The organism is Kitasatospora griseola (assembly GCF_044999035.1).
Taxonomy (GTDB): Bacteria; Actinomycetota; Actinomycetes; order Streptomycetales; family Streptomycetaceae; genus Kitasatospora; species Kitasatospora griseola.
In genome coordinates this window covers 5128728-5151761 of sequence record NZ_CP173360.1, presented here as the reverse complement: position 1 = coordinate 5151761, position 23034 = coordinate 5128728, and the positions used below count along the sequence as shown (strand labels likewise).

Genomic DNA, 23034 nt, shown 5'->3' with positions numbered 1-23034 from the left:
TCGACACCCGCTCGCGGGCACCGCCGCGTGCCCGCCGGAGAGCATCGGAGTTCCCCAGGATGACTCGGCAGTTGATCACCAGCGCGCTTCCCTACATCAACGGGATCAAGCACCTGGGCAACATGGTCGGGTCGATGCTCCCGGCGGACGTGTACTCCCGCTACCTGCGCCAGCGCGGCCACGAGGTGCTGTACATCTGCGCCACCGACGAGCACGGCACCCCGGCCGAGCTGGCCGCCCAGGAGGCCGGGCTGCCGGTCGCCGAGTTCTGCGCCCGGGCGCACGACCAGCAGAAGGCCATCTACGACGGCTTCCAGCTGTCCTTCGACTGGTTCGGCCGCTCGTCCTCGCCGCAGAACCGGGAGATCACCCAGGAGATCGCCCGCGAGCTGCACGCCAACGGCTTCATCGAGGAGCGGGCGATCCGCCAGGTCTACTCGATCGCCGACGGCCGCTTCCTGCCCGACCGCTACATCGTCGGCACCTGCCCGCACTGCGGCTATGACAAGGCCCGCGGCGACCAGTGCGAGAGCTGCACCCGCGTGCTCGACCCGACCGACCTGCTGGAGCCGCGCTCGGCGATCAGCGGCAGCTCCGAGCTGGAGGTCCGGGAGACCAAGCACCTGTTCCTGCTCCAGTCCAAGCTCACCGACGAGGTCGAGGCCTGGATCGACGCGAACGGCGACAGCTGGCCGGTGCTCGCCTCCTCGATCGCCCGCAAGTGGCTCACCGAGGGCCTGCAGGACCGCGCCATCACCCGCGACCTGGAGTGGGGCGTCCCCGTCCCCGCCGACGTGTGGCCCGAGCTGGCCGCCGAGGGCAAGGTCTTCTACGTCTGGTTCGACGCCCCGATCGAGTACATCGGCGCCACCAAGGAGTGGGCCGACGCGACCGGCGGCGACTGGCGCTCCTGGTGGTACGAGGCCGACGACACCGTCCGCTACACCGAGTTCATGGCCAAGGACAACGTCCCGTTCCACACGGTGATGTTCCCCGCCACCATCCTCGGCTCGCGCAAGCCCTGGAAGAAGGTCGACTACGTCAAGGCCTTCAACTGGCTGACGTACTACGGCGGCAAGTTCTCCACCAGCCAGAAGCTCGGCATCTTCACCGACGTCGCGCTCGAACTGCTCCCCGCCGACTACTGGCGCTACTACCTGATGGCGAGCGCCCCCGAGTCCGACGACTCCAGCTTCACCTGGGACCTGTTCGCGGCCACCGTCAACAAGGACCTCGCCGACACCCTCGGCAACTTCGTCAACCGCGTGCTGTCCTTCAGCCGCAAGCGCTTCGGCGACGAGGTCCCGGCCGGCGCCGAGAACAGCGAGACCGAGATCGCGCTCGGCGCGCAGATCGCCGACCTGCTCGCCGAGTACGAGGCCCAGCTGGACGCGCTCAACTTCCGCAAGGCCGCACAGGCGCTGCGCGCGCTCTGGTCGGCCGGCAACTCCTACCTCGACGTCACCGCGCCGTGGACGCAGATCAAGACCGACCCGGAGGCCGCGGCCCGCACCCTGCGCACCGCGATCAACCTGATCCACCTCTACTCGGTGGTCTCCGAGCCGTTCATCCCGACCGCGGCCCGCACCGTCCGCGAGTCCTTCGCGCTCGACGGCGACACCCGCACCTGGATCTCCGCCGACGAGGCCCGGGCGCTCTCGCTGGTCCCGGCCGGCACCGGCTTCACCGTGCCGCCGGTGCTGTTCGCCAAGATCACCGACGAGGACCTCGCCGCCTGGACCGAGCGCTTCGGCGGCGGCCAGGCCTGACCCGTCAGCCCGTCAGGTACCCCTGGACGGTGCGCCCCAGCAACGGGGCCAGCACCTCCGGGGGTGCCGAGGCGAGCGGCTCCACCGCGATCACGTACCGGGCCACCGCCAGGCCGACGATCTGCGACATCACCAGCTCCACCCGCAACTCCGGCTGCTCGACGTCCAGTCGGGCCGCCACCCGGTCGACCAGCTCGGTCACCATGAACGACCGCATCAGCGCCGCCACCTCCTCGCTGGCGGCCGCCGTCCGCACCAGCGCGAGCAACCGCTCGCGCACCGGCGGCTGCTCCCACAACTCCAGCACGAACGCCGCCACCCGCTCGCCGGCTGACGCCGGGTCGCCCTCGAAGACCTTCTCGACCACGGCGCGCGGCTCGAACGGAAACTCCAACGCGGCCATGAACAGCCGGTCCTTGCTCCCGAAGTAGTGGTGCAGCAACGCCGCATCCACCCCCGCCGCCCGAGCGATCGCCCGCATGCCGGCCTTCTGGTACCCGCGCGCCGCGAATTCGGCCCGCGCCGCCACCAGCACCGCCCCCCGGGTGTCCTCACCCCCGGGCCGCCGGCCCCTTGCTTTCGCTTCACTCACCCTCAAATGGTGCACCACCAGGGAGCCCCGACAGGTGCTCGTGGGGGCACCTCCCGGCCCGCCAGGGCTGGGGGAGAACGGCGAGGGCATGTCTGCGGATGATCAACAGGGCGCTGTGCGTTCCGCCGTTTTTGGTTCCTGTCTTTCACCGCCAGCAACACGACCCTCCGCTGTCCCCGACCACCCGCAGCCTCGACCCCGCCGTTCCCCGGGCCCCTGAATGCACGCCCCGCCTACCATTCGCCTACGCGCGTAGATATGCTGCCCTGGTGACTATGTCCACTCTTGCAGCCAACGCCCCCGGCGCCACGGGCGGCGGCCTCGCGGACGTCGCGGCGTCCGAGGCCACCTTGCGCCGCTTCCTGCACGGCCTGCCCGGGGTCGACCAGGTGGGCCTGGAGGCGCGCGCAGCGACTCTCGGCACCCGGTCGATCAAGACCACCGCCAAGGCCTTCGCCATCGACCTCGCCATCTCGATGATCGACCTGACCACGCTGGAGGGCGCGGACACGGTCGGCAAGGTCCGCTCGCTGTGCGCGAAGGGCCTGAACCCGGACCCGACCGACCGCACCGCTCCGCAGGTCGCGGCGATCTGCGTGTATCCGGACATGGTCGAAACCGCGAAGACCGCGCTGCGCGGCAGCGACATCCAGGTGGCGTCGGTGGCCACCGCGTTCCCGTCCGGCCGGGCCGGGATGCCGGTGAAGCTGGCGGACACCGCGGAGGCGGTCGCCGCGGGCGCCGACGAGATCGACATGGTGATCGACCGGGGCGCGTTCCTCTCCGGCCGCTACCTGGAGGTCTTCGAGGAGATCCGCGCCGTCAAGGAGGCGTGCAGGCGTCCCGACGGCAGCTCCGCCCACCTGAAGGTGATCTTCGAGACCGGTGAGCTGCAGACGTACGACAACGTCCGCCGCGCGTCCTGGCTGGCGATGATCGCGGGCGCGGACTTCATCAAGACGTCCACCGGCAAGGTCGCGGTGAACGCCACTCCCCCGGTGACGCTGCTGATGCTGGAGGCGGTGCGGGACTTCCGCGCGGCCACCGGCACGCAGGTCGGCGTGAAGCCGGCCGGCGGCATCCGCACCACCAAGGACGCGATGAAGTACCTGGTGATGGTGAACGAGACGCTGGGCGACGACTGGCTGAGCCCGCACTGGTTCCGGTTCGGCGCGTCCAGCCTGCTGAACGACCTGCTGATGCAGCGCCAGAAGCTGCGCACCGGCCGGTACTCCGGTCCCGACTACGTGACGGTGGACTGACCATGGCGAAGACCGACAAGAAGACCGCGCAGCCCGTGCAGCCCGCGAAGGCCTCCGGCCTGTTCGAGTACGCCCCCGCGCCCGAGTCCCCCGCCGCCGCGGGCGAGATCGCGACGTCCTACGGCCACTTCATCGGCGGCCGGTTCGTCGACTCCTCCGGCTCGGAGGCGCTGAAGACCGTCAACCCGGCGACCGAGCAGGTGCTGGCGGAGTTCGCGCAGGGCACCGAGGAGGACGTGGACCGTGCGGTGGCGGCCGCCCGGAAGGCGTTCGCCGACTGGTCGTCGCTGCCGGGCAGCGAGCGCGCCAAGTACCTGTTCCGGATCGCCCGGATCGTCCAGGAGCGCAGCCGCGAGCTGGCCGTCCTGGAGTCGATCGACAACGGCAAGCCGATCCGGGAGACCCGCGACGTCGACCTGCCGCTGGTCGCCGCGCACTTCTTCTACTACGCGGGCTGGGCCGACAAGCTCGACTTCGCCGGCTTCGGGCCGAACCCGCGCCCGCTGGGCGTCGCCGCGCAGGTGATCCCGTGGAACTTCCCACTGCTGATGCTGGCGTGGAAGGTCGCCCCGGCGCTGGCCACCGGCAACACGGTGGTGCTGAAGCCCGCCGAGACCACCCCGCTGACGGCTCTGCGGTTCGCCGAGATCTGCCGCCAGGCGGGCCTGCCGGACGGCGTGGTGAACATCGTCACCGGTGACGGCCGCACCGGTGCCGCGCTGACCGCGCACCCGGACGTGAACAAGGTCGCCTTCACCGGCTCCACCCCGGTCGGCCGGGCGATCGCCAAGCAGATCGCCGGCACCCGCAAGAAGCTCTCGCTGGAGCTCGGCGGCAAGGCCGCGAACATCGTGTTCGACGACGCGCCGCTGGACCAGGCCGTCGAGGGCATCGTCAACGGCATCTTCTTCAACCAGGGCCACGTGTGCTGCGCGGGCAGCCGCCTGCTGGTGCAGGAGTCGATCCAGGACGAGCTGCTGGACGCGCTGAAGCGCCGGATGGGCACCCTGCGGGTCGGCGACCCGCTGGACAAGAACACCGACATCGGCGCGATCAACTCGGCCGCGCAGCTGGCCCGGATCACCGAGTTGGCCGCCGCGGGCGAGCAGGAGGGCGCCGAGCGCTGGGCGCCGGAGTGCGAACTGCCCGGCGCGGGCTACTGGTTCCGCCCCACCCTGTTCACCGGCGTCTCGCAGGCGCACCGGATCGCCCGCGAGGAGATCTTCGGGCCGGTGCTGTCGGTGCTGACCTTCCGCACCCCGGCCGAGGCCGTGGAGAAGGCCAACAACACCCCGTTCGGCCTGTCCGCGGGCATCTGGACGGAGAAGGGCTCGCGCATCCTGTGGATGGCGAACCGGCTCCGCGCGGGCGTGGTGTGGGCGAACACCTTCAACAAGTTCGACCCGACCTCGCCGTTCGGCGGGTACAAGGAGTCCGGTTACGGCCGCGAGGGCGGCCGCCACGGTCTGGAGCCCTACCTGAATGTCGAGGCCCTCGATGTCTGAGACTGCCATGCGGATCGAGGTCTTCAAGACCTACAAGCTGTACGTCGGCGGGAAGTTCCCGCGCTCGGAGAGCGGGCGGGTGTACGAGGTGACCGACACGAAGGACCAGTGGCTGGCCAACGCCCCGCTGGGCACCCGCAAGGACACCCGGGACGCCGTGCTGGCGGCCCGCGCGGCCGTGAAGGGCTGGTCGGGCACCACCGCGTACAACCGCGGCCAGGTGCTGTACCGGGTCGCGGAGATGCTGCAGGGCCGCCGCGAGCAGTTCACCGCCGAGGTGGCGGCCGCCGAGGGGCTGGGCGCCAAGAAGGCGGCGGCACTGGTGGACGCGGCGATCGACCGCTGGGTCTGGTACGCGGGCTGGACCGACAAGGTCGCGCAGATCGCGGGCGGCGCCAACCCGGTGGCCGGTCCGTTCTTCAACCTGTCCACCCCGGAGCCGACCGGCGTGGTCGGCGTGGTCGCGCCGCGCACCGGTCACGGCTTCTCGCTGCTCGGCCTGGTGTCGGTGGTCGCTCCGGCGATCGCCACCGGCAACACCGTGGTGGTGGCTGCGGCCGAGCAGGCCCCGCTGCCGGCGCTGTCGCTGGGCGAGGTGCTCGCCACCTCCGACGTGCCGGGCGGCGTGGTCAACCTGATCTCCGGCCGCACCGCGGACATCGCCCCCACGCTGGCCTCCCACCAGGACGTCAACGCCCTCGACCTGGCCGGGGCGATCGACCTGGAAGGACCCGGCGCGGCGGCCGCCCTGGAGGCGTCGGCGGCGGATACATTGAAGCGAGTGGTCCGACCGGCCGCCGACCCGTCCGCCGTGGACTGGACGGCCTCCCCCGGCACCGGGCGACTGCTCTCCTTCCTGGAGACCAAGACGGTCTGGCACCCGATGGGCATCTAGCCCGGCCCGACCGGCCAACTCCACACAGACCGGCCGTCCTCAGCGCCCCTACCCCCCCGGGGGCCCGGGCGGCCGCGACGGGCCCGCACTTCTCCCCCCCCTGGTGCGGGCCCGTCCTCATGCCCTCGCACTCGAATCGGGGCCGACCGGCGGGTTACGACCAGCCCGTCGGATGCGTCAGACTGGTATCTCGTGAGTGACTCCCCGCTGAACCGCCGACCGATATCCCGCGTCATCCTGCTGTCGGGCCCCTCGGGGTCGGGGAAGTCCTCGCTGGCCGAGCGCAGCGGCCTGCCGGTGCTCCAGCTCGACGACTTCTACAAGGACGGCGACGACCCGACGCTGCCGCAGCTGCCGGACGGCGGCGGGCCGGACTGGGACTCGCCGGACTCCTGGCACGGCGAGCAGGCGCTGGCGGCGATCCGGACGCTCGCCTTCGACGGGCAGGCCGAGGTGCCGGTGTACTCGATCCCCGCGAACGGCCGCTCCGGCAGCCGCACGCTGGAGCTGGACGGCGCGGCGGCGTTCGTCGCGGAGGGCATCTTCGCGGCCGAGCTGGTCCGCCGCTGCCAGGCCGAGGGCCTGCTCGGCGACGCCCTGTGCCTGCGCAACAAGCCGTCCACCACGGCCTGGCGGCGCTTCCGCCGGGACGTCCGCGAGGGCCGCAAGTCGATCCCCTACCTGCTGCGCCGCGGCCTGCGCCTGATGCACGCCGAGCGCGGCATCGTCGCCCGCCAGGTCGAACTGGGCTCGTACGCCTGCTCGGGCGTCGAGGCCGGCCGCCGGATCGCCGCGGTGGCCCGCCAACTGCCCGCCGAACTGGTCTGAGACACAAGGGGGACGTCGCAGTGGACGAGCGCTGGCTGGTGGCCGGGCTGGGCAATCCGACCCGCCGGTACGCGGGGACGCGGCACAACGCGGGCTTCCTGGTGGCGGACCGGCTGGCCGAGCGCCACGGCGCCCGCTGGCGCGGGGTGACCACCCGCACCGCCTCGTTCGCCCTCGACGGCCGCACCGTGCTGCTGGCCGAGCCGCAGTGGTCGATCAACCTGTCGGGACGCCCGGTCGCGGCGCTGCTGCGCCGTCACCAGGTGCCGGTGGAGCGGCTGCTGGTGATCCAGGACGACCTGGACTTCCCGTTCGGCGCGGCCCGGTTGAAGCGCGGCGGAGGCCCGGGCGGCCACAACGGCACCCGTTCGGTGCACACGGCGCTGGGCACCGCCGACTACGCGCGGCTGCGGGTGGGCGTGGGCCGACCGCCGAAGGGCGTCAGGGTGAGCGACTTCGTGGTGGACCGCTTCTCCGAGCAGGAGCAGCAGCGGATGCCGGAGCTGCTGGACCGCTGTGCGGACGCCGTCGAGGCGTTCGTGCTGCGCGGCCTGAACCGCGCCCAGGACGTGCTGCACACCGCCGACGCGCACTGACGGCGGGTCAGCCCTCGTCGGGCACGCCGCGGCGGACCAGCCAGGGCAGCAGGAACCAGAGGCCGCCGAACAGCAGCGCGATCACCGCGGTGATCGGAATGGCCGCGGGGAAGCCGAGGACCACGGCGAGGACCAGCAGGACGGCGCCGCTGAGCGCCATCGCCAGCAGGACCAGGCCGACCTGGGCGATCCGGGCGGAGACCTTGACGATCCTGGTCCGCTTGGGGTGCCGGAACAGGCCGCGGTGCAGGGCGACGGGCGTGGCGAGCACGGCGGCGGCGACCACCGTGAGCAGCAGCACCACCACGTACAGGTCCTGCCGGGCGTCGTCGAGTTCGGCGAACCGCGGGGTGAAGGCGACGCCGAGCAGGAACGCGAAGACGATCTGCACGCCGGTCTGCAGCACCCGCAGTTCCTGGAGCATCTCGACCAGCCGCCGGTCGGCGCGGGCCTGCGGGGATTCCGCCACGGGGTCGTCCATCCGCTCATTGTGGCGGTCGGCGGGCCGGGAGACGACGGAGGCGGGCCCCGGTGCTTTCTCCCCCGCACCGGGGCCCGCCTTCGCCTGCGGTGCCGGACGGCCCCCGGCGGACGCTCCCCCCAGAGCGGTCCGCCGTCGTCCACCACCTTCCCCCACCACCCGTCCCCCGACGGGAGTCGTGTCGCTCAGGCGACCAGCTCGCCGAAGGCGTGCACGGTGTCGCCGGAGCGGTTGAGCTGCTCGTCCTCGCGCATCCGGCGCAGCGCGCGCCAGATGGAGCTCTTCACGGTGCCGACGCTGATGCCGAGGATGTCGGCGATCTCCGGGTCGGTGCGGCCCTCGTAGTAGCGCAGCACGAGCATGGTCCGCTGGTTCTCGGGCAGCTTGGCGAGCGCCTGCCAGAGCACGGTGCGCAGTTCGGTGCCGCCCATGGCGTCGGTGTCGCCGGCGTGCTCGGGGAGTTCCTCGGTCGGGTACTCGTTGACCTTGCGGCGGCGCCAGGCCGAGATGTGCAGGTTGGTCATGGTGCGGCGGAGGTAACCGCCGACCGCGGCCTTGTCGGTGATCCGGCCCCACGCGCGGTAGGTGGAGAACAGCGCGGACTGCAGCAGGTCCTCGGCCTCGTGGCGGTCGCCGGTCAGGTGGTAGGCGGTGGCGTACAGGGAGGCGCGGCGCTCACGCACGTACGCGGTGAACTCGGCGATGTCGCGTGCCTCGTCCGTCGCGGCGGCCGGCTGCTCGCCCTGCGCGCCTCCCTGGTCGGCCTGCTCCCCCCGGAAGGTCTGCGGCGCGAGCCGCAGCATCCGGCCCGCGGCCTGGCTCCCCAGCCGGCCGTGGGTGGTGTCCCCGCTCCTGGTCCCCACGACCGGGCGGCGGGTTCCGGCGCTGTGCGTGCACCCCCGTACGACGACGGCGCCGGCGCTCTCCTCCTCGTGACGCGGCCGGTTGGTGCCCAGCACGGCTGCACGCGGCCCGGCGTTTCGGGTCGTCAGCGTTGCGGTCATCGGGCACCCCCATGGTCGGTACGAGCGGTTCCTTGCTCGTCGCCGCTCCGGGCCGGGCCCGGTGTCTGTTGCGGCGACAAGGAAAATCCTGCCGGGCGCTCGTCATGGCGGTGTCTGTCGACTGTCACAGGGCTGTCACAAGGACACCCGTTTCCGGGCAGTCGTCGGCTCCGACAGGGCTGACGCCGGAGCGGGCCGATCCGGTTCCCGGGAGGGCCAGGATCACCCGGGTGGGTGTTTCCCGGGTCAGGGTGGGACACAATGACCTCCGTGTCTTACCTGCTTCTGATCGAGGACGACGACGCCATTCGCACGGGCCTCGAACTCGCCCTCACCCGCCAGGGTCACCGGGTCGCCACCGCCGCGTCCGGCGAGGACGGTCTGCGCCTGTTCAAGGAGCAGCGCCCGGACCTGATCGTGCTCGACGTGATGCTGCCGGGCATCGACGGTTTCGAGGTGTGCCGGCGCATCCGGCGCACCGACCAGCTGCCGATCATCCTGTTGACGGCGCGCTCCGACGACATCGACGTGGTGGTCGGCCTGGAGTCCGGCGCCGACGACTACGTGGTGAAGCCGGTGCAGCCACGGGTGCTGGACGCCCGGATCCGGGCCGTGCTGCGCCGCGGCGAGCGGGAGAGCTCGGACTCCGCGGCGTACGGCGGCCTGGTGATCGACCGTTCGGCGATGACCGTGACCAAGGACGGCCAGGACCTCCAGCTGACCCCGACCGAGCTGCGGCTGCTGCTGGAGCTGAGCCGCCGCCCGGGGCAGGCGCTGTCCCGACAGCAGCTGCTGCGGCTGGTCTGGGAGCACGACTACCTGGGCGACTCCCGCCTGGTGGACGCGTGCGTGCAGCGGCTGCGGGCGAAGGTCGAGGACGTGCCGTCCGCGCCGACGCTGATCCGTACCGTCCGCGGGGTCGGCTACCGTCTGGACCCGCCCGCGTGACGCCCTCCTTCTGCCTGGTGAGCCTTTTTTGACCGACCATCAGTCCGCGCCGCACCGTGCCCGTTCGGTGTCCTGGCAGCGGCTCAGCTCGTTGCGGGTCCGGCTGATCGCGGTGTTCGCCGCGGTCGCGCTGGTGACCGCCGTGTCCGCGTCCGGGATCGCCTACTGGCTGAACCGCGACGCGGTGCTCAGGCGCGCCCAGAACGCCTCCCTGAACGACTTCCGCGGCTCGTTGACCCGCACCGTCTCGCAGCTGCCGGTGCACCCGACCTGCCAGGACCTGTCGTCGCTGGCGGTGCAGGTGGCGAGTTCCGGCCTGGCGTACGACGTGGTCGTGGTCGACCCGTCGCAGCCGGACTGCACCGCCTCCTCCGACCCGATCGCCTTCACCGCCAAGCAGGTGCCGCCGGCGCTGGTCACCGCGGTCAACAAGCCGCGCGAGATCGGCCCGGGCAACCCGTACCAGTACCACCTGTACTGGCAGCGGGTGAACCTGTCCGGGCCGTACGTGGTCGGCGGGACGAAGGTCGAGCCGGACGGGCCGACCGCCTACATGTTCAAGTCGCTGCAGAACGAGCGGGCCGACCTGAACACCCTCGGCTGGTCGCTGGCGATCGCCACCCTGCTGGCGCTGGTCGGCTCCGCGCTGCTCGCGCAGGGCGCCTCGGCGACGGTGCTGCGGCCGGTGCGCCGGCTCGGCGACGCCGCCCGGCGGCTCGGCGAGGGCGAGCTGGACACCCGGCTCGACGTCGAGGGCAACGACGAACTCGCCGACCTGGCGCGGACGTTCAACCGCACCGCGGAGTCGCTGTCGGAGCAGGTCGCGGAGCTGAGCGCACGCGAGGCGCAGTCCCGGCGGTTCGTCGCCGACATGTCGCACGAGCTGCGCACCCCGCTGACCGCGATGACGGCCGTCACCGACATCCTGGAGGACGAGGCCGACTCGCTCGACCCGATGATCGAGCCGGCGGTGCGGATCGTGGTCTCCGAGACCCGTCGGCTGTCCGACCTGGTGGAGAACCTGATGGAGGTGACCCGGTTCGACGCCGGCACCGCCAAGCTGGTCGCCGACGAGGTCGACATGGCCGACCTGATCATGTCCTGCATCGACGGCCGGGCCTGGTACGACGCCGTCGAACTGGACGCCCCGCGCGGCATCCTGGCCGTCGTCGACCCACGCCGCCTGGACGTGGTGTTCGCCAACCTGATCGGCAACGCGCTCAAGCACGGCGGCTCCCCGGTGAAGGTGAAGGTCCGCCAGGACGGCGAGACCGTGGTGGTGTCCGTCTCCGACGGCGGCCCCGGCATCCCCGAGGACGTGCTGCCGCACGTCTTCGACCGCTTCTACAAGGCCGACAAGGGCCGGGCCCGCTCCGAGGGCAGCGGCCTGGGCCTGTCCATCGCCGAGGCCAACGCCCTCATCCACGGCGGCGCCATCACCGCCGCCAACAACCCGGAGGGCGGTGCCGTGTTCACCCTCACCCTGCCGCTCACCCAACCGCCCGCCCCCGGCCCGGAAGAAGCACCATGACCGCCCGCCGCCGCCTCCGCGCCGTCGCCCTGCTGGCCGGCTCGACGGCCCTGCTCACCGGCTGCGGCATCCGCCCCACCGCGGTGCCGGTCGACGCCGGCGCGCCCGCCAGCCGCACCGCCTGCCCCACGCCCGTCCTGATGCCGGTCGCCCCGACGGCGACCGGGTCGGCCGGCGCCACCTCGCCGGCCGCGTCCCCGTCCGCTTCCGCGAAGGCCACCCCGAGCCGGGTCCCGACGCCGTCGGCCACGCCCTCGCCGACGGCGACGGCGACGGCGCCCGGGGTGTTCGGCGCGCCGTCGGCCCGCCACTGCCCCTGATCACCCGTACGGCGGAACCACCGCCGGTACGGCGCGCGTCCCCCGGAATGTGCACACCACTGCGCGAACCGACCGCACGACGGCGCCGTACCGGTACCGGACGGCAGCCCGGCTGCTGCTGACCCTCCACCTCCTGCTGCTGGTCTGGCTGGCCCTCCGGCCGGTCACCGCCGCCTGGACCGGCCCGTCCAACCTCACCCCGTTCGCCTCCGTGCACCAGGCGCTCACCACCCGCACCCTGCCCGCCGCGCTCGCCTCCGGCCTCCTGCCGTTGGCCCCCGCGGGCCTGCTGCTCCCGCTCGCCGTCGGCAGCCCCGACCGGTCCTGGCTGCTGTCCTTCCTCCGCACCACCGGTGCCGCCGCCCTGCTCGCCACCGCCCTGGAGATCCTTGAGGGCTGGGCCCCCGGCCACGTCCTCGACGTCGACGACATCCTCCTCGGCACCCTCGGCGCCGCCGCCGCCCACCTGCTCCTGGCCACCCCGCTGCGCACCCACGCCCTGCGCCGCCCGGCCGTGGCGCCGCGCGCCGCGACGCCGCGCCGGGGCCCGAAGGAGCAGCGCCCGCGCTCCGTCGCGGCGCCCGTGATCCGGACGCTCGGCTCCCCGGTGGCTCCGCGGCGCTGAGGGCCCGCGTCGCGGTCCGATTTCCGCTCCCACGGCATTCGCTCACGATCGAACGGTCGAATGCGCAGGCCCGGAATTCCGCCGCCCCGCGGCGGCAGTTCAGCCCTCCGGCAGCTCCTCGCCCACCGGCAGCTGCGCGTCGAAGTCGTGGACCTGGTCGGCGGGCGGCGGCGTGACCGTCACCGGCGCGCCGTGGTCGCGGAGCCGCACGGTGAGGCGGTTCGAGCCGGAGGCGAGCTCCACCCGCAGCAGATGCGGTTCGCCTTCGGCGGCGACCGCGATCCGGAGCTCCGAGCTGCCGGCGGGGCCGGTGTCCAGGGCGAGTTCGTCGACGGCGTCCTCCGTCGTGAAGTGCAGGACCACCGCCGGGACGCCGCCGATCCGGGTGCTGCCGTCGCGGACCCACTGCCCGCTGCGGGCGCCGCCCGTCAGGGTGTTCAGCTCGTCCGGCAGGCCGAGGGCCAGGTCGCAGTAGGTCGCCAGCTGGTCGGCCTCCTTACTGCTGGTGGACATCCACTGGTCGGCCGGCCCGCCGAGGCCGCGCAGGCCGCCCGCCTTGAAGAAGGTCCGCCCGTCCTTGCGCAGGACGTGGGTCTGCCGCAGTTGCCTGCTGTAGCCGTCCTCGATCGGGTTGCCCCCGGCCACCTCGTCGGTGCAGTCGCCGTTGCGGGCGGCGGCGACGGTGGCAGTCTCGCTGCCGTCCTCCGAGTCGCCCCGAAGGATCATCCGCACCGAGGTCGCCCCGGCCCCGGCCGCCTGCATCCGGGCGACGACCTCCGCCCCCGAGAGCCCGGCCAGCCCGTTCTCCGCGGCCGGGCCCGGACGGTCCTCCGATCCGCAGGCGGCCGTTCCCGCCATGGCGAGAACGGTCAGGGCAAAGGCGGCCGGCAACCGGTTCGCACGCACGGGAAGTCCTTCGAATTCGGCGGAAGAAGATCAATTCGCGCGAGTGTGGCATTTCCCCGACGTCGACCACCAGTCAGTTCCGTCCCTTCACCCACCCTTTGACCTTGTTTGCCCGGAAGACGAAATGCACGCGAAGGTTCCCGGCCTCGGGGTCCGCCCCGGAGTCGACCCCGAGGTCGGCGTACCCCGGGACGGGGAGCGGCTCCGGGTCCGAATCGGCATCGCGGCGGACGGAGAGCAGCAGGTCGCGGCGCGACGATGGAGTCATCCCCGGTCGGACCGCCCGGCCCGGAAGCACTCCCCTCGGAGGAGAAGATGAGCACCCTCGCCCGTCCCCGTCACCACCGCGTCATCGGCGGCGTCTGCGCCGGCATCGCCCAGCGCTTCGGGTTCACGCCGTGGACGGTCCGGATCATCTTCCTGGCGTCCTGCCTGCTGCCCGGCCCGCAGTTCCTGATCTACCTGGCGCTGTGGCTGCTGCTCCCGCAGGAGCCGTGACCCGCCCGCGGCGCCCGATGACGCCCGCGCCACCCGTACCGCCCATGACGAAGGGGCCGCCCCGCTGCTGCGGGACGGCCCCTCGGCCGTTCTGCTCCTCGCCGGAGCCGTCAGCCGCCCACGCCGGGCAGGCCCGGCAGGCCGGGGGCGCCGCCGCCGGTCGGGGTCAGGCTGGTCAGCGTGCTGATCACACCGCCGACCGGGGTCTTGGCCAGGCCCTGGCCGCCCGGGACGGCGTCCAGGCCGCCCACCCGGTGCTCGGGCGCGGCCTGCGGGTCGACACCGGCGGGGCCGACCTGCTCGGCGACCGACGCGGTCTGCTCCGTGGCCTGGGCCGGCGCGGGGGCGGCGGCCGGGGTGCCGGCGGCCGGGTTGAGCGCGCCCGTCACGGTGCCGAGCTGGTCGGCGCCGGGCAGCTTGCTCACGGCCCCGGTGGCGGCGCCGGTCACACCCGGGTTGGTGAGCGCGCCGGTCGGCAGTCCGAGGCCGCCGGGGGCGACCGGCGCGGCGGAGGCGGTGCCCGCGGCGACGGCGGCGGCGACAACGCCGAGCACGGCGGTGCCGGCGGCCTTGAGAGTGGCCTGCTTCATGTGTGCGTCCTCAGTCCTGGTCGGGCCGGTGCGGGGTCGCACGCCCGGGGATTCAGGGCACGGCCGTCACACCGAGTCAGCAGTGACCGGCTCACCGTAGTGACAGCGCCACGCCCGGTTCAAAATCCGACCACTCCCCCGAGTGATAAGTCCGACCATCTCCATGGACGTTGACCACTCGGGGGCAGCCCGCCGCCGACGGACCGTCAGCCGCGCGGACCGAACAGCCACTCGGCCTTCAGCTCCGCGTACCCCGGCTTGATCACATCGTTGATCATCGCCAGCCGCTCGTCGAACGGCAGGAACGCCGACTTCATCGCGTTGACGGTGAACCACTCCAGGTCGCCCAGCGTGTAGCCGAACGCGTCCACCAGGTGCCCGAACTCGCGGCTCATGCTGGTCCCGCTCATCAGCCGGTTGTCGGTGTTGACGGTGACCCGGAACTTCAGCCCCGCCAGCAGCCCGATCGGGTGCTCGGCGTACGACGCCGCCGCGCCGGTCTGCAGGTTCGACGTCGGGCACATCTCCAGCGGCACCCGCTTGTCCCGCACGTACGCGGCCAGCCGCCCGAGCTCCACCCGGCCGTCCTCGCCGACCGTGATGTCGTCCACGATCCGCACACCGTGACCGAGCCGGTCCGCGCCGCAGCACTGCACCGCCTCCCAGATCGACGGCAGCCCGAACGCCTCACCGGCGTGGATGGTGAAGTGGTTGTTCTCGCCCTTGAGGTAGTCGAACGCGGCCTGGTGCCGGGTCGGCGGGTGACCGGCCTCCGCGCCCGCGATGTCGAACCCGACCACCCCGCGGTCCCGGTGGCGGTTCGCCAGCTCGGCGATCTCCTGCGAACGGGCCGCGTGCCGCATCGCGGTCAACAGCGTCCCGACCCGGATCCGGTGCCCGCGCGCCCGGGCGTTCGCCTCGCCCAACCGGAAGCCCTCGTTGACGGCCTCCACCACCTCGTCCAGGGTCAGCCCCGCCTCCAGGTGCTGCTCCGGCGCGTACCTCACCTCGGCGTACACCACGCCGTCCGCGGCCAGGTCCTCCGCGCAGTCCGCCGCCACCCGGACCAGCGCCTCCCGGGTCTGCATCACCGCACACGTGTGCGCGAACGTCTCCAGGTACCGCTCCAACGACCCCGAGTCCGCCGCCTCCCGGAACCACACCCCGAGCTCCGCCGGGTCGGTGGTCGGCAGCCCTTCGTAGCCGCAGTCCGCCGCCAGCTCGACGATGGTCTCCGGCCGCAACCCACCGTCGAGGTGGTCGTGCAACAGAACCTTGGGGGCGCGGGCAATCTGCTCCGCCGTGGGAACACGCGGGGCCGTCGTGCCCGCGAGAGTGATCTGCTTCTCCATTGCCGGAGCATAGCCCCTACGCGCGTAGATCAGCCACGCGCCCCACCCACCGAGGGGAGCGGAACCCCCGCACGGCCCTGAGCAGAGGTGCCTCCGCCGCGACAGCACGAGGTCGCGAAACGCAGCCACCGATGGGGCGAGGGGATGCGCGGCCCGCCGGGCCAGGCCGACGAGTTGCCCCGCCCTACCTCACCCACCGCGAAGCGGAACCCACACCGCGAAGCGGAACCCTCGCTCAGTCGTGCGCGAGGATGCTTCCCCGGCGGGACAGGACGAAGTCCCGGAATGCGGCTGCCGGTGGGGTGAGGGGGCGGGTCGCGTGCCAGGCGAGGCCGATGGCTCGGCGGGTGCGGGGGGCGGTGACTTCGAGTTCCACGACGCCCGGGCGGGGGACGAGGGCGGGTGGGAGGAGCGCGACGCCCAGGCCGGCGGCGACCAGGCCGCGGAGGGTTTCGACCTCCTCGCCCTCGAAGGCGATCCGCGGGGTGAAGCCGGCCTTCGCGCAGAAGCCCTCCATGATGTGGCGCAGGCCGTAGCCCTCCTCGACCGTCACCCACGGCTCGTCGGCGACCTCGGCGAGGCGGATCCGGCGGCGCCCCGCGAGCCGGTGGTCCGCAGGGACGGTCAGGTAGAGGCGCTGTTCGTCGAGCGGACGGGCCGTCAGTTCGGGCGTGTCGGGGAGCGGGGAGACCAGGCAGAGGTCCAACTCCCCGGCGCGCAGGCGTTCCAGCATCGCGGCGACGTAGTCCTGCACCAGTTGGAAGCGGACCTGCGGATGCCCGGCCCGGAACCCTCGCAGCAGGGCGGGCACCGCGTCCGTCCCCATGGTGTGCAGGAAGCCGAACGCGACCCGCCCGGCCGTCGGGTCGGCCTCCGCGCGGGCCGCCTCCGCGCCGCGTTCGACCTCGGCGAGCGCCCGTTCGACGGCGTCCAGCAGCAGCCGTCCGGCCCGGGTCAGGCGGACGGTGCGGCCCTGCCGGGCGAGCAGGTCGACGCCGAGCTGCGCCTCCAGGCGGGCGACCGCGCGGGAGAGGGTGGGCTGCGGCATGCCGAGCAGCTGCGCGGCCCGGGTGACGTGTTCCAGTCGGGCGACCGCCGCGAACTCCGCCAACTGCGGTGCGAGGCGCGTCACATCGGCGTCCGGACCGAGTTCGGCGAGGCGGTTGGGCGCGGAGCTGCTCTCATACGTCACGGCATGGATCTTCCCTCATTCATGCATTGGACGCATCAGCCCGCGCCGCCCTAGCGTCATTGGCATGCAGCCTGCCAGTACCGAGGCGCTCTCCGCGCCCGCCCCCGCATCCCCCGCATCCGTGACCGACCCGCGCCTGCGCCCCGGCAGCCGGGACTTCCGCCGCGCCAACCTCGCCCTGTTCGCGGCCGGTGTCGCCACCTTCGTCCTGCTGTACTCCACCCAGGGCCTGCTGCCGATCCTCTCCGCCGACCTCGACCTGACGCCCGGTCAGGCCAGCTGGACGGCCTCCGCGTCCACCCTCGGCCTCGCGCTCGCGCTGCTGCCCGCCAGCGCCCTCTCCGACCGGTACGGACGCACCGCCGTGATGACGGCGTCCACCCTCGCCGCCGCGCTGCTCGCCCTCGCGCTGCCGTTCGCCCCGGACCTCACCACGCTGGTGGTCCTGCGGGCCGTCCAGGGCGCGGCGCTGGCCGGGCTCCCGGCCACCGCGATGGCCTACCTCGCCGAGGAGGTGCACCCGACGGCGCTGGCCTCCGCGATGGGCCTGTACGTGGCCGGCAACTCGATCGGCGGGATGGGCGGACGTCTGGTCTCCGGCTGGGTCGCGGCCGCCTGGGGCTGGCGCTGGGGACTGGCGGTCTCGGCCGTCCTCGCGCTGCTCGCGGTGCTCGCCTTCCGGCTGCTGATCCCCCGGGCCCGGCACTTCCGGCGGACGCCGGTGGACGCCCGCGCGCTGGCCACGACCGTCACCGGACACCTGCGCAACCCGCTGCTGCTGCGGCTGTACGCGCTCGGGATGCTGTTCATGGCGGTCTTCGGCGCGGTCTACAACACCGTCGGGTACCGGCTCACCTCGGCGCCGTTCCACCTGCCGGAGTCCGTCGCCGCGTCGATCTTCGTGGTGTACCTGGTCGGCACGGCGTCCTCCGCCTCGGCCGGTCGGCTGACCGCCCGCTGGGGTCGCCGCGGCACCCTCTACCTGGCGATCTCCGCCACCACGGCCGGCCTGCTGCTCTCCCTCGCGGACTCGCTGTTCTGCGCGATCCTCGGCCTGGTCCTGATCACCGCCGGCTTCTTCGCGGGCCACGCCACCGCGTCCTCCGCCGTCGGCCGCACCGCCGCCACCGGCCGCGCCCAGGCCTCCGCGCTCTACCTGATCGCCTACTACCTCGGCAACAGCCTCGGCGGCACGATCGGCGCCGACGCCTACCACTCCACCGGCTGGTCCGGCACGGCTGCCGTCGCCCTCACCGCCATGGCCTGCGCGGCCGGCGTCACCCTGTACGCCACCCACCGCGCCACAGCCGCCCGCCGGGCGGTGGCCGTCGATACACTCCGGGCATGAGCGTCGACCCTGCCCAGTTCGCCAGACTCCGTGCGATCGCCGACCAGCTTCCGCAGGTGCCGGGAATAGGGAAGATCGAGATCTCGAACGACACCATCGTGATGATGATGTCGCCGGTCAAGCGCCACGAGCTCGCCGTCATCCGCATCGCCCGCCAGCTCAACGACCAGCTCCCGCAGACCCACCCCGGCCACCTCGCCCACGGCGGCGCGGACCTGGTGGATCCCGTCCGAGGCCGGCTCCGCAACCCCGACATCATGGTCTTCCACGAGGAGGCCCTGAACGACGAGGAAGCCGCGCTGCTCCCTCATCAGGTCCTCCTCGTCGTGGAGGTCGTCTCGGCGTCCAACCCGGAGAACGACTACCTGACCAAGGTCCGCGACTACTCGGCCATGGGCATCCCGACCTACTTGCTGGTCGACCCCCGCAAGGGCACCGGCATCGTCCACGACGAGCCCGAGTACGCCCGCCGGGAGCACTTCGCCTTCGGCGACGTCATCACCGTCGGCCCGTGGACCCTCGACACCGGCGTCCTGCGCACCTACTCCTGAGAGCGGGCGCGCAGGGCGCGTCGGCGAACCGTCAGGCGATCCGGTCCAGGACGATCGGGGCCGGGGTGAAGGCGGTGCCGACGGGGGCAACGGTGACAGCGTCGGCGAGGGCCTCGATGGCGTAGGGGAAGCGCTCGGGGGTGTCGGTGTGGAGGGTGAGGAGGGGCTGGCCGGCGGTGACGGTGGCGCCGGGCTTGGCGTGGAGTTCGATGCCGGCGCCGGCCTGGACCGGGTCCTCCTTGCGGGCGCGGCCGGCGCCGAGGCGCCAGGCGGCGACGCCGACGGCGTAGGCGTCGAGGGTGGTGAGGACGCCGGTGGCGGGGGCGGGGATGACGTGGGTCTCGCGGGCGACGGGGAGGGGGGCGTCGACGTCGCCGCCCTGGGCGGTGATCATGCGGCGCCAGTGGTCCATGGCGGAGCCGTCGCGGAGGGCGTCGGCCGGGTCCTTGCCGTGGACGCCCGCGGCGGCGAGCATCTCGCGGGCGAGCGCGAGGGTGAGTTCGACGACGTCGGCGGGGCCGCCGCCGGCGAGGACCTCCAGCGATTCGCGGACTTCGAGGGCGTTGCCGGCGGTGAGTCCGAGCGGGGTGGACATGTCGGTGAGCAGGGCGACGGTCGCGACGCCGGCGGAGCGGCCGAGGCCGACCATGGTGCGGGCGAGCTCGCGCGCGTCGTCGAGGTTCTTCATGAACGCGCCGGAGCCGACCTTGACGTCCAGGACGAGTGCGCCGGTGCCCTCGGCGATCTTCTTGGACATGATCGAGGAGGCGATCAGCGGGATGGCCTCGACGGTGCCGGTGACGTCGCGCAGGGCGTAGAGCTTCTTGTCGGCGGGGGCCAGGCCGTCGCCGGCGGCGCAGATCACGGCGCCGCAGTCGCGCAGGACGGCGAGCATCTCGTCGTTGGAGAGCAGGGCGCGCCAGCCGGGGATGGATTCGAGCTTGTCGAGGGTGCCGCCGGTGTGGCCGAGGCCGCGGCCGGAGAGCTGCGGAACGGCGGCGCCGCAGGCGGCGACCAGCGGGGCGAGCGGGAGGGTGATCTTGTCGCCGACGCCGCCGGTGGAGTGCTTGTCGGCGGTGGGGACGCCGAGCGAGGAGAAGTCCATGCGCTCGCCGGAGCGGATCATCGCGTCGGTCCAGCGGCTGATCTCACGGGCCGTCATGCCGTTGAGCAGGATGGCCATCGCGAGGGCGGACATCTGCTCGTCGGCGACCTCGCCGCGGGTGTAGGCGTCGATCACCCAGTCGATCTGGGGGTCGGTCAGCTCGCCCCGGTCGCGCTTGGCCCGGATGACGGAGATGGCGTCCATGCAGGTGCTCCAGAGAGGTGTGAAATGCGAAGAGTGCCGCGGGATGTCCTCCCGCGACACTCTACGCGCGTAACAAAGTGATCAGCCAGCAGAAGCTACAGCTTGTCCGGCCCGAACGCGTCCGGCAGGACCTCGCTCATCGGCCGTACCCCGGAGGGCAGTTCGACCAGCAGGTCGGGGCCGCCGTGCTCGAAGAGCAGCTGGCGGCAGCGCCCGCACGGCATCAGCAGCTCGCCGGCGCCGTCCACGCAGGTGAACGCCGTCAGCCGGCCGCCGCCGGTGGCGTGCAGCGCGGAGACCAGGCCGCACTCGGCGCACAGGCCGAGGCCGTAGGAGGCGTTCTCCACGTTGCAGCCGGTCACCGTGCGGCCGTCGTCGACCAGGGCCGCCGCCCCGACCGGGTACTTGCTGTAGGGGGCGTAGGCGTGGCGCATCGCCGCGCGGGCGGCCTCCCGCAGCGCCTCCCAGTCCACCGCGTCCGCGGTCGGGGGCGGCGTCACTTGGCCTGTCCCTTGCGGTAGATCTGGCCGTCGGCCTTGGGCATCCGCAGTCGCTGGGCGGCCAGCGCGAGCACCACCAGGGTGATCACGTACGGGGTGGCGACGATCAGCGGGCGCTGGACGGCGTCGGTGGTGGCGTACCAGAGGGCGACGCCGCCGGCGACCACCAGGCTGATCGCGCCGGCCGTGAACTTGCGGCGGTAGAACTGCCACAGCGCGAGCGCCGCCATCGCGATGGCGACCACCAGCAGCAGCACGTGCACCGAGTCGGCGTCGCGCAGCTGGAGGCTGTCGGTGAAGCCGAACAGGCCCGCGCCGGCGGCCAGGCCGCCCGGCATCCAGTTGCCGAAGATCATCGCGGCCAGGCCGATGAAGCCGCGGCCCTGGGTCTGGCCGTCCCGGTAGAAGTGCGCGGCGACCAGCGAGAGGTACGCGCCGCCGAGGCCCGCGAAGGCGCCGGAGGAGATCACCGCGAGGTACTTGTACTTGTAGACGTTGACGCCCAGCGACTCGGCGGCGGTCGGGTTCTCGCCGCAGGAGCGCAGCCGCAGGCCGAACACCGTGCGCCAGAGCACGAAGTAGCTGCCGACCAGGAACGCGCCGGCGATCAGGGTGACCACCGACAGCTCGGTGGTGAGGCCGCGGACGATGCCGGCCACGTCGGAGACCAGGAACCAGTGGTGCTGCTCGATGCCGTCCAGCCAGTTCGACAGGCCGGGGACGGTGAAGGTGGGCAGCGACTCGGCGGGCGGCGACTGGTTCGCACCGGCGCCGTCGGCCACGTAGTCCTTGTAGTAGATCCGGTTGACGTACGCGCAGATGCCGGGGACCAGCAGGTTGATGCCGACGCCGGAGACGATGTGGTCGACGCCGAAGGTGACGGTGATCAGCGCGTGCAGCAGACCGCCGGCCGCGCCGCCCGCCATGCCGGCCAGCAGGCCGACCCACGGGTTGACCAGGAAGCCGGCCCAGGCGCCGCAGAACGTGCCGGCCACCATCATGCCTTCGAGGCCGATGTTGACCACGCCCGCGCGCTCGGCCCACAGGCCGCCGAGGCCGGCCATGGCGATCGGCACGGCGGAGGACACCGCGGCGCCGATCTGGCCCGAGGAGGTCAGCCCGTGGTTGCCGGTGATCGCGCCGATCGCCGCGAACAGCAGCAGCGCGAGCGCGATCAGCAGCAGCACCACCGGCCAGGTCAGCTTGGACTTCTTCTTCGCGGGCGCGACGGACGACGTCGGCTTGGCGACAGTGGTGCTCATGCCGCCACCTCCTTCTGGGCGGCCGCAGCGGCGGCGGCCTGCGCGGCGAGCTCGGCGCCGACCTTCTGCTGCTGGCGCTTGAGGCCGAAGCGGCGCACCAGTTCGTAGGCCACGACGACGCAGATGACGATGGTGCCCTGGATCACCGGGATGATCTCGGCCGGGTAGTCGCCCCGGGTGGGCAGCTGGGCGCCGGAGGCGTCCAGGAAGGCGAACAGCAGCGCGGAGAACGCGATGCCGATCGGGGTGTTGCGGCCGAGCAGCGCCACCGAGATGCCGATGAAGCCCAGGCCGACCTGCACGTTCTGGCCGAAGTACGGGGTGTTCTGCATCAGCTCGGGCAGGCCCACCAGGCCGGCCAGCGCACCGGAGACCACGATCGAGGTGATCACCATGCGCTTGACGTTGACGCCGGAGGCCTTGGCGGCGGTCTCCGAGCGGCCGGTGGCGCGCAGGTCGAAGCCGAACCGGGTGCGGTTCAGGGTGAAGTGGAAGACCACGCCGACCAGCGCCGCGATCACGATGAAGCCCCACAGGGTGCCGCCCTGGGTCTCGATCGAGAAGAAGTGGCTGGACTCGGAGATCTTCGCGGTCTGGATCGAGTTGGTGGTGCCGCCGGTCTTCGGCGCCAGGATGCCCGGCACCAGCAGCACGCCGATCACGGCGGTGGCGATGGCGTTCAGCATGATGGTCGAGATGACCTCGCTGACGCCGCGGTAGACCTTCAGCACACCGGCAATCGACGCCCACAGGCCGCCGACGAACATCGCGACGATCAGCAGCAGCGGGATCTGCAGGAAGGCCGGCAGGTCGATCTGGGTGCCGACGAACGCGGCCATCATCATGGCCAGCTTGTACTGGCCCTCGATGCCGATGTTGAACAGGTTCATCCGGAACCCGAACGCGGCGGCGGCCGCGGCCAGGTAGTACACGGTCGCCTTGTTCAGGACGGCGACCTGGCCGTCCGACGCGGTGCCGTAGTTCCACATGATCCGGAAGGCGCCGAACGGGTCGCGGCCGGAGACCGCCAGCAGCGTGCCGGCGATGATCACCGACAGCAGCACGGCCAGCACGGGCGCGGCCAGGCCGAGCCCGATCCGCTCCAGGTCGATCTGCCGCTTGCGCGGCCGGTCGGCCGCTTCTGCAGCCGGGGGGTTGGGACTGGTCATG

Annotated in this window: 24 protein-coding genes; 13 read left to right on the top strand and 11 right to left on the bottom strand. The window is 72.6% G+C overall.

Translation table 11 applies throughout. The annotated features are described in order from the left end of the window. The first annotated feature begins 59 nt into the window (after positions 1-59). On the top strand, positions 60-1769 hold the full coding sequence (gene metG, locus ACI1MP_RS23470) for a methionine--tRNA ligase (protein ID WP_380342625.1): 1710 nt from the start codon (positions 60-62) through the stop codon (positions 1767-1769). Positions 1770-1773: 4 nt separating this feature from the next. On the opposite strand, the gene ACI1MP_RS23465 is transcribed toward metG, so the two are convergent. Beyond that, positions 1774-2361 (bottom strand): TetR family transcriptional regulator, encoded by a 588-nt coding sequence (locus tag ACI1MP_RS23465; RefSeq protein ID WP_380342622.1) that lies wholly within the window; start codon positions 2359-2361, stop codon positions 1774-1776. Between the two features lie 275 nt (positions 2362-2636). Here ACI1MP_RS23465 and deoC point away from each other — a divergent pair, with 275 nt between their 5' ends. From deoC to pth, 5 genes are all read left to right on the top strand, one after another. After that, a complete protein-coding gene (gene deoC, locus ACI1MP_RS23460) occupies positions 2637-3623 on the top strand; it encodes a deoxyribose-phosphate aldolase (RefSeq protein ID WP_100587275.1) in 987 nt (328 codons plus the stop codon). 2 nt (positions 3624-3625) lie between these two features. Next, positions 3626-5128: an aldehyde dehydrogenase family protein gene (locus ACI1MP_RS23455; RefSeq protein ID WP_380342618.1), complete on the top strand. Its 1503-nt coding sequence runs from the start codon at positions 3626-3628 to the stop codon at positions 5126-5128. Then, on the top strand, positions 5121-6023 hold the full coding sequence (locus ACI1MP_RS23450) for an aldehyde dehydrogenase family protein (protein WP_189277711.1): 903 nt from the start codon (positions 5121-5123) through the stop codon (positions 6021-6023). The genes ACI1MP_RS23455 and ACI1MP_RS23450 overlap by 8 nt, the downstream gene beginning before the upstream one ends. Positions 6024-6215: 192 nt before the next feature. Beyond that, positions 6216-6851, top strand: coding sequence for an ATP-binding protein (locus ACI1MP_RS23445; protein WP_100587273.1), 636 nt, complete (start codon positions 6216-6218; stop codon positions 6849-6851). Positions 6852-6871: 20 nt separating this feature from the next. Continuing rightward, a complete protein-coding gene (gene pth / locus ACI1MP_RS23440) occupies positions 6872-7447 on the top strand; it encodes an aminoacyl-tRNA hydrolase (protein ID WP_404869403.1) in 576 nt (191 codons plus the stop codon). A gap of 7 nt (positions 7448-7454) precedes the next feature. Here pth and ACI1MP_RS23435 read toward each other — a convergent pair whose 3' ends face one another. Then, positions 7455-7928 carry a DUF6328 family protein gene (locus tag ACI1MP_RS23435; protein ID WP_404869402.1) on the bottom strand — a complete coding sequence of 158 codons (474 nt, stop codon included), beginning with the start codon at positions 7926-7928 and terminating at the stop codon, positions 7455-7457. Positions 7929-8113: 185 nt separating this feature from the next. Next, positions 8114-8932, bottom strand: a complete 819-nt coding sequence (locus ACI1MP_RS23430) for a SigE family RNA polymerase sigma factor (protein WP_100587270.1) — start codon at positions 8930-8932, stop codon at positions 8114-8116. Positions 8933-9202: 270 nt separating this feature from the next. On the opposite strand from ACI1MP_RS23430, the gene ACI1MP_RS23425 reads away from it, so the two are divergent. The 4 genes from ACI1MP_RS23425 to ACI1MP_RS23410 are packed head-to-tail and all read left to right on the top strand — an operon-like array spanning position 9203 to position 12356. Next, entirely contained in the window at positions 9203-9880 is a 678-nt protein-coding gene (locus ACI1MP_RS23425) for a response regulator transcription factor (protein ID WP_100587346.1), read from the top strand. A 28-nt stretch (positions 9881-9908) separates the two neighbouring features. Then, on the top strand, positions 9909-11411 hold the full coding sequence (locus tag ACI1MP_RS23420) for an ATP-binding protein (RefSeq protein WP_404869401.1): 1503 nt from the start codon (positions 9909-9911) through the stop codon (positions 11409-11411). Then, positions 11408-11731: a hypothetical protein gene (locus ACI1MP_RS23415; RefSeq protein WP_404869400.1), complete on the top strand. Its 324-nt coding sequence runs from the start codon at positions 11408-11410 to the stop codon at positions 11729-11731. The genes ACI1MP_RS23420 and ACI1MP_RS23415 overlap by 4 nt, the downstream gene beginning before the upstream one ends. A 49-nt stretch (positions 11732-11780) precedes the next feature. Then, a complete protein-coding gene (locus ACI1MP_RS23410) occupies positions 11781-12356 on the top strand; it encodes a VanZ family protein (RefSeq protein WP_404869399.1) in 576 nt (191 codons plus the stop codon). 99 nt (positions 12357-12455) lie between these two features. Here the strand turns inward: ACI1MP_RS23410 and ACI1MP_RS23405 are convergent, their stop codons facing one another. Then, positions 12456-13214 carry a hypothetical protein gene (locus ACI1MP_RS23405; RefSeq protein WP_404869398.1) on the bottom strand — a complete coding sequence of 253 codons (759 nt, stop codon included), beginning with the start codon at positions 13212-13214 and terminating at the stop codon, positions 12456-12458. A 363-nt stretch (positions 13215-13577) separates the two neighbouring features. Here ACI1MP_RS23405 and ACI1MP_RS23400 point away from each other — a divergent pair, with 363 nt between their 5' ends. Next, positions 13578-13760, top strand: coding sequence for a PspC domain-containing protein (locus ACI1MP_RS23400; protein ID WP_100587265.1), 183 nt, complete (start codon positions 13578-13580; stop codon positions 13758-13760). Positions 13761-13870: 110 nt separating this feature from the next. Here ACI1MP_RS23400 and ACI1MP_RS23395 read toward each other — a convergent pair whose 3' ends face one another. From ACI1MP_RS23395 to ACI1MP_RS23385, 3 genes are all read right to left on the bottom strand, one after another. Beyond that, entirely contained in the window at positions 13871-14350 is a 480-nt protein-coding gene (locus ACI1MP_RS23395; protein WP_404869397.1) for a hypothetical protein, read from the bottom strand. A gap of 206 nt (positions 14351-14556) precedes the next feature. Continuing rightward, positions 14557-15702: an adenosine deaminase gene (locus ACI1MP_RS23390; RefSeq protein ID WP_380342588.1), complete on the bottom strand. Its 1146-nt coding sequence runs from the start codon at positions 15700-15702 to the stop codon at positions 14557-14559. 235 nt (positions 15703-15937) lie between these two features. Further along, a complete protein-coding gene (locus tag ACI1MP_RS23385) occupies positions 15938-16894 on the bottom strand; it encodes a LysR family transcriptional regulator (RefSeq protein ID WP_404869396.1) in 957 nt (318 codons plus the stop codon). A gap of 64 nt (positions 16895-16958) precedes the next feature. Here ACI1MP_RS23385 and ACI1MP_RS23380 point away from each other — a divergent pair, with 64 nt between their 5' ends. Together ACI1MP_RS23380 and ACI1MP_RS23375 are read left to right on the top strand one after the other, a co-directional pair. Next, positions 16959-18242: an MFS transporter gene (locus tag ACI1MP_RS23380; RefSeq protein ID WP_380342582.1), complete on the top strand. Its 1284-nt coding sequence runs from the start codon at positions 16959-16961 to the stop codon at positions 18240-18242. Then, positions 18239-18793, top strand: a complete 555-nt coding sequence (locus ACI1MP_RS23375) for a Uma2 family endonuclease (RefSeq protein WP_380342579.1) — start codon at positions 18239-18241, stop codon at positions 18791-18793. The genes ACI1MP_RS23380 and ACI1MP_RS23375 overlap by 4 nt, the downstream gene beginning before the upstream one ends. Positions 18794-18824: 31 nt before the next feature. Here ACI1MP_RS23375 and ACI1MP_RS23370 read toward each other — a convergent pair whose 3' ends face one another. From ACI1MP_RS23370 to ACI1MP_RS23355, 4 genes are all read right to left on the bottom strand, one after another. After that, positions 18825-20102, bottom strand: coding sequence for a thymidine phosphorylase (locus tag ACI1MP_RS23370; RefSeq protein WP_189271407.1), 1278 nt, complete (start codon positions 20100-20102; stop codon positions 18825-18827). Between the two features lie 95 nt (positions 20103-20197). Beyond that, on the bottom strand, positions 20198-20602 hold the full coding sequence (locus tag ACI1MP_RS23365) for a cytidine deaminase (protein WP_380342575.1): 405 nt from the start codon (positions 20600-20602) through the stop codon (positions 20198-20200). Further along, a complete protein-coding gene (locus tag ACI1MP_RS23360) occupies positions 20599-21864 on the bottom strand; it encodes an ABC transporter permease (protein ID WP_043914345.1) in 1266 nt (421 codons plus the stop codon). Before ACI1MP_RS23360 ends, ACI1MP_RS23365 begins: the two co-directional genes overlap by 4 nt. After that, the gene (locus tag ACI1MP_RS23355; protein ID WP_380342571.1) at positions 21861-23033 is read right to left on the bottom strand and encodes an ABC transporter permease; all 1173 of its coding nucleotides are present in this window, start codon (positions 23031-23033) and stop codon (positions 21861-21863) included. Before ACI1MP_RS23355 ends, ACI1MP_RS23360 begins: the two co-directional genes overlap by 4 nt. Position 23034 lies beyond the last annotated feature (1 nt).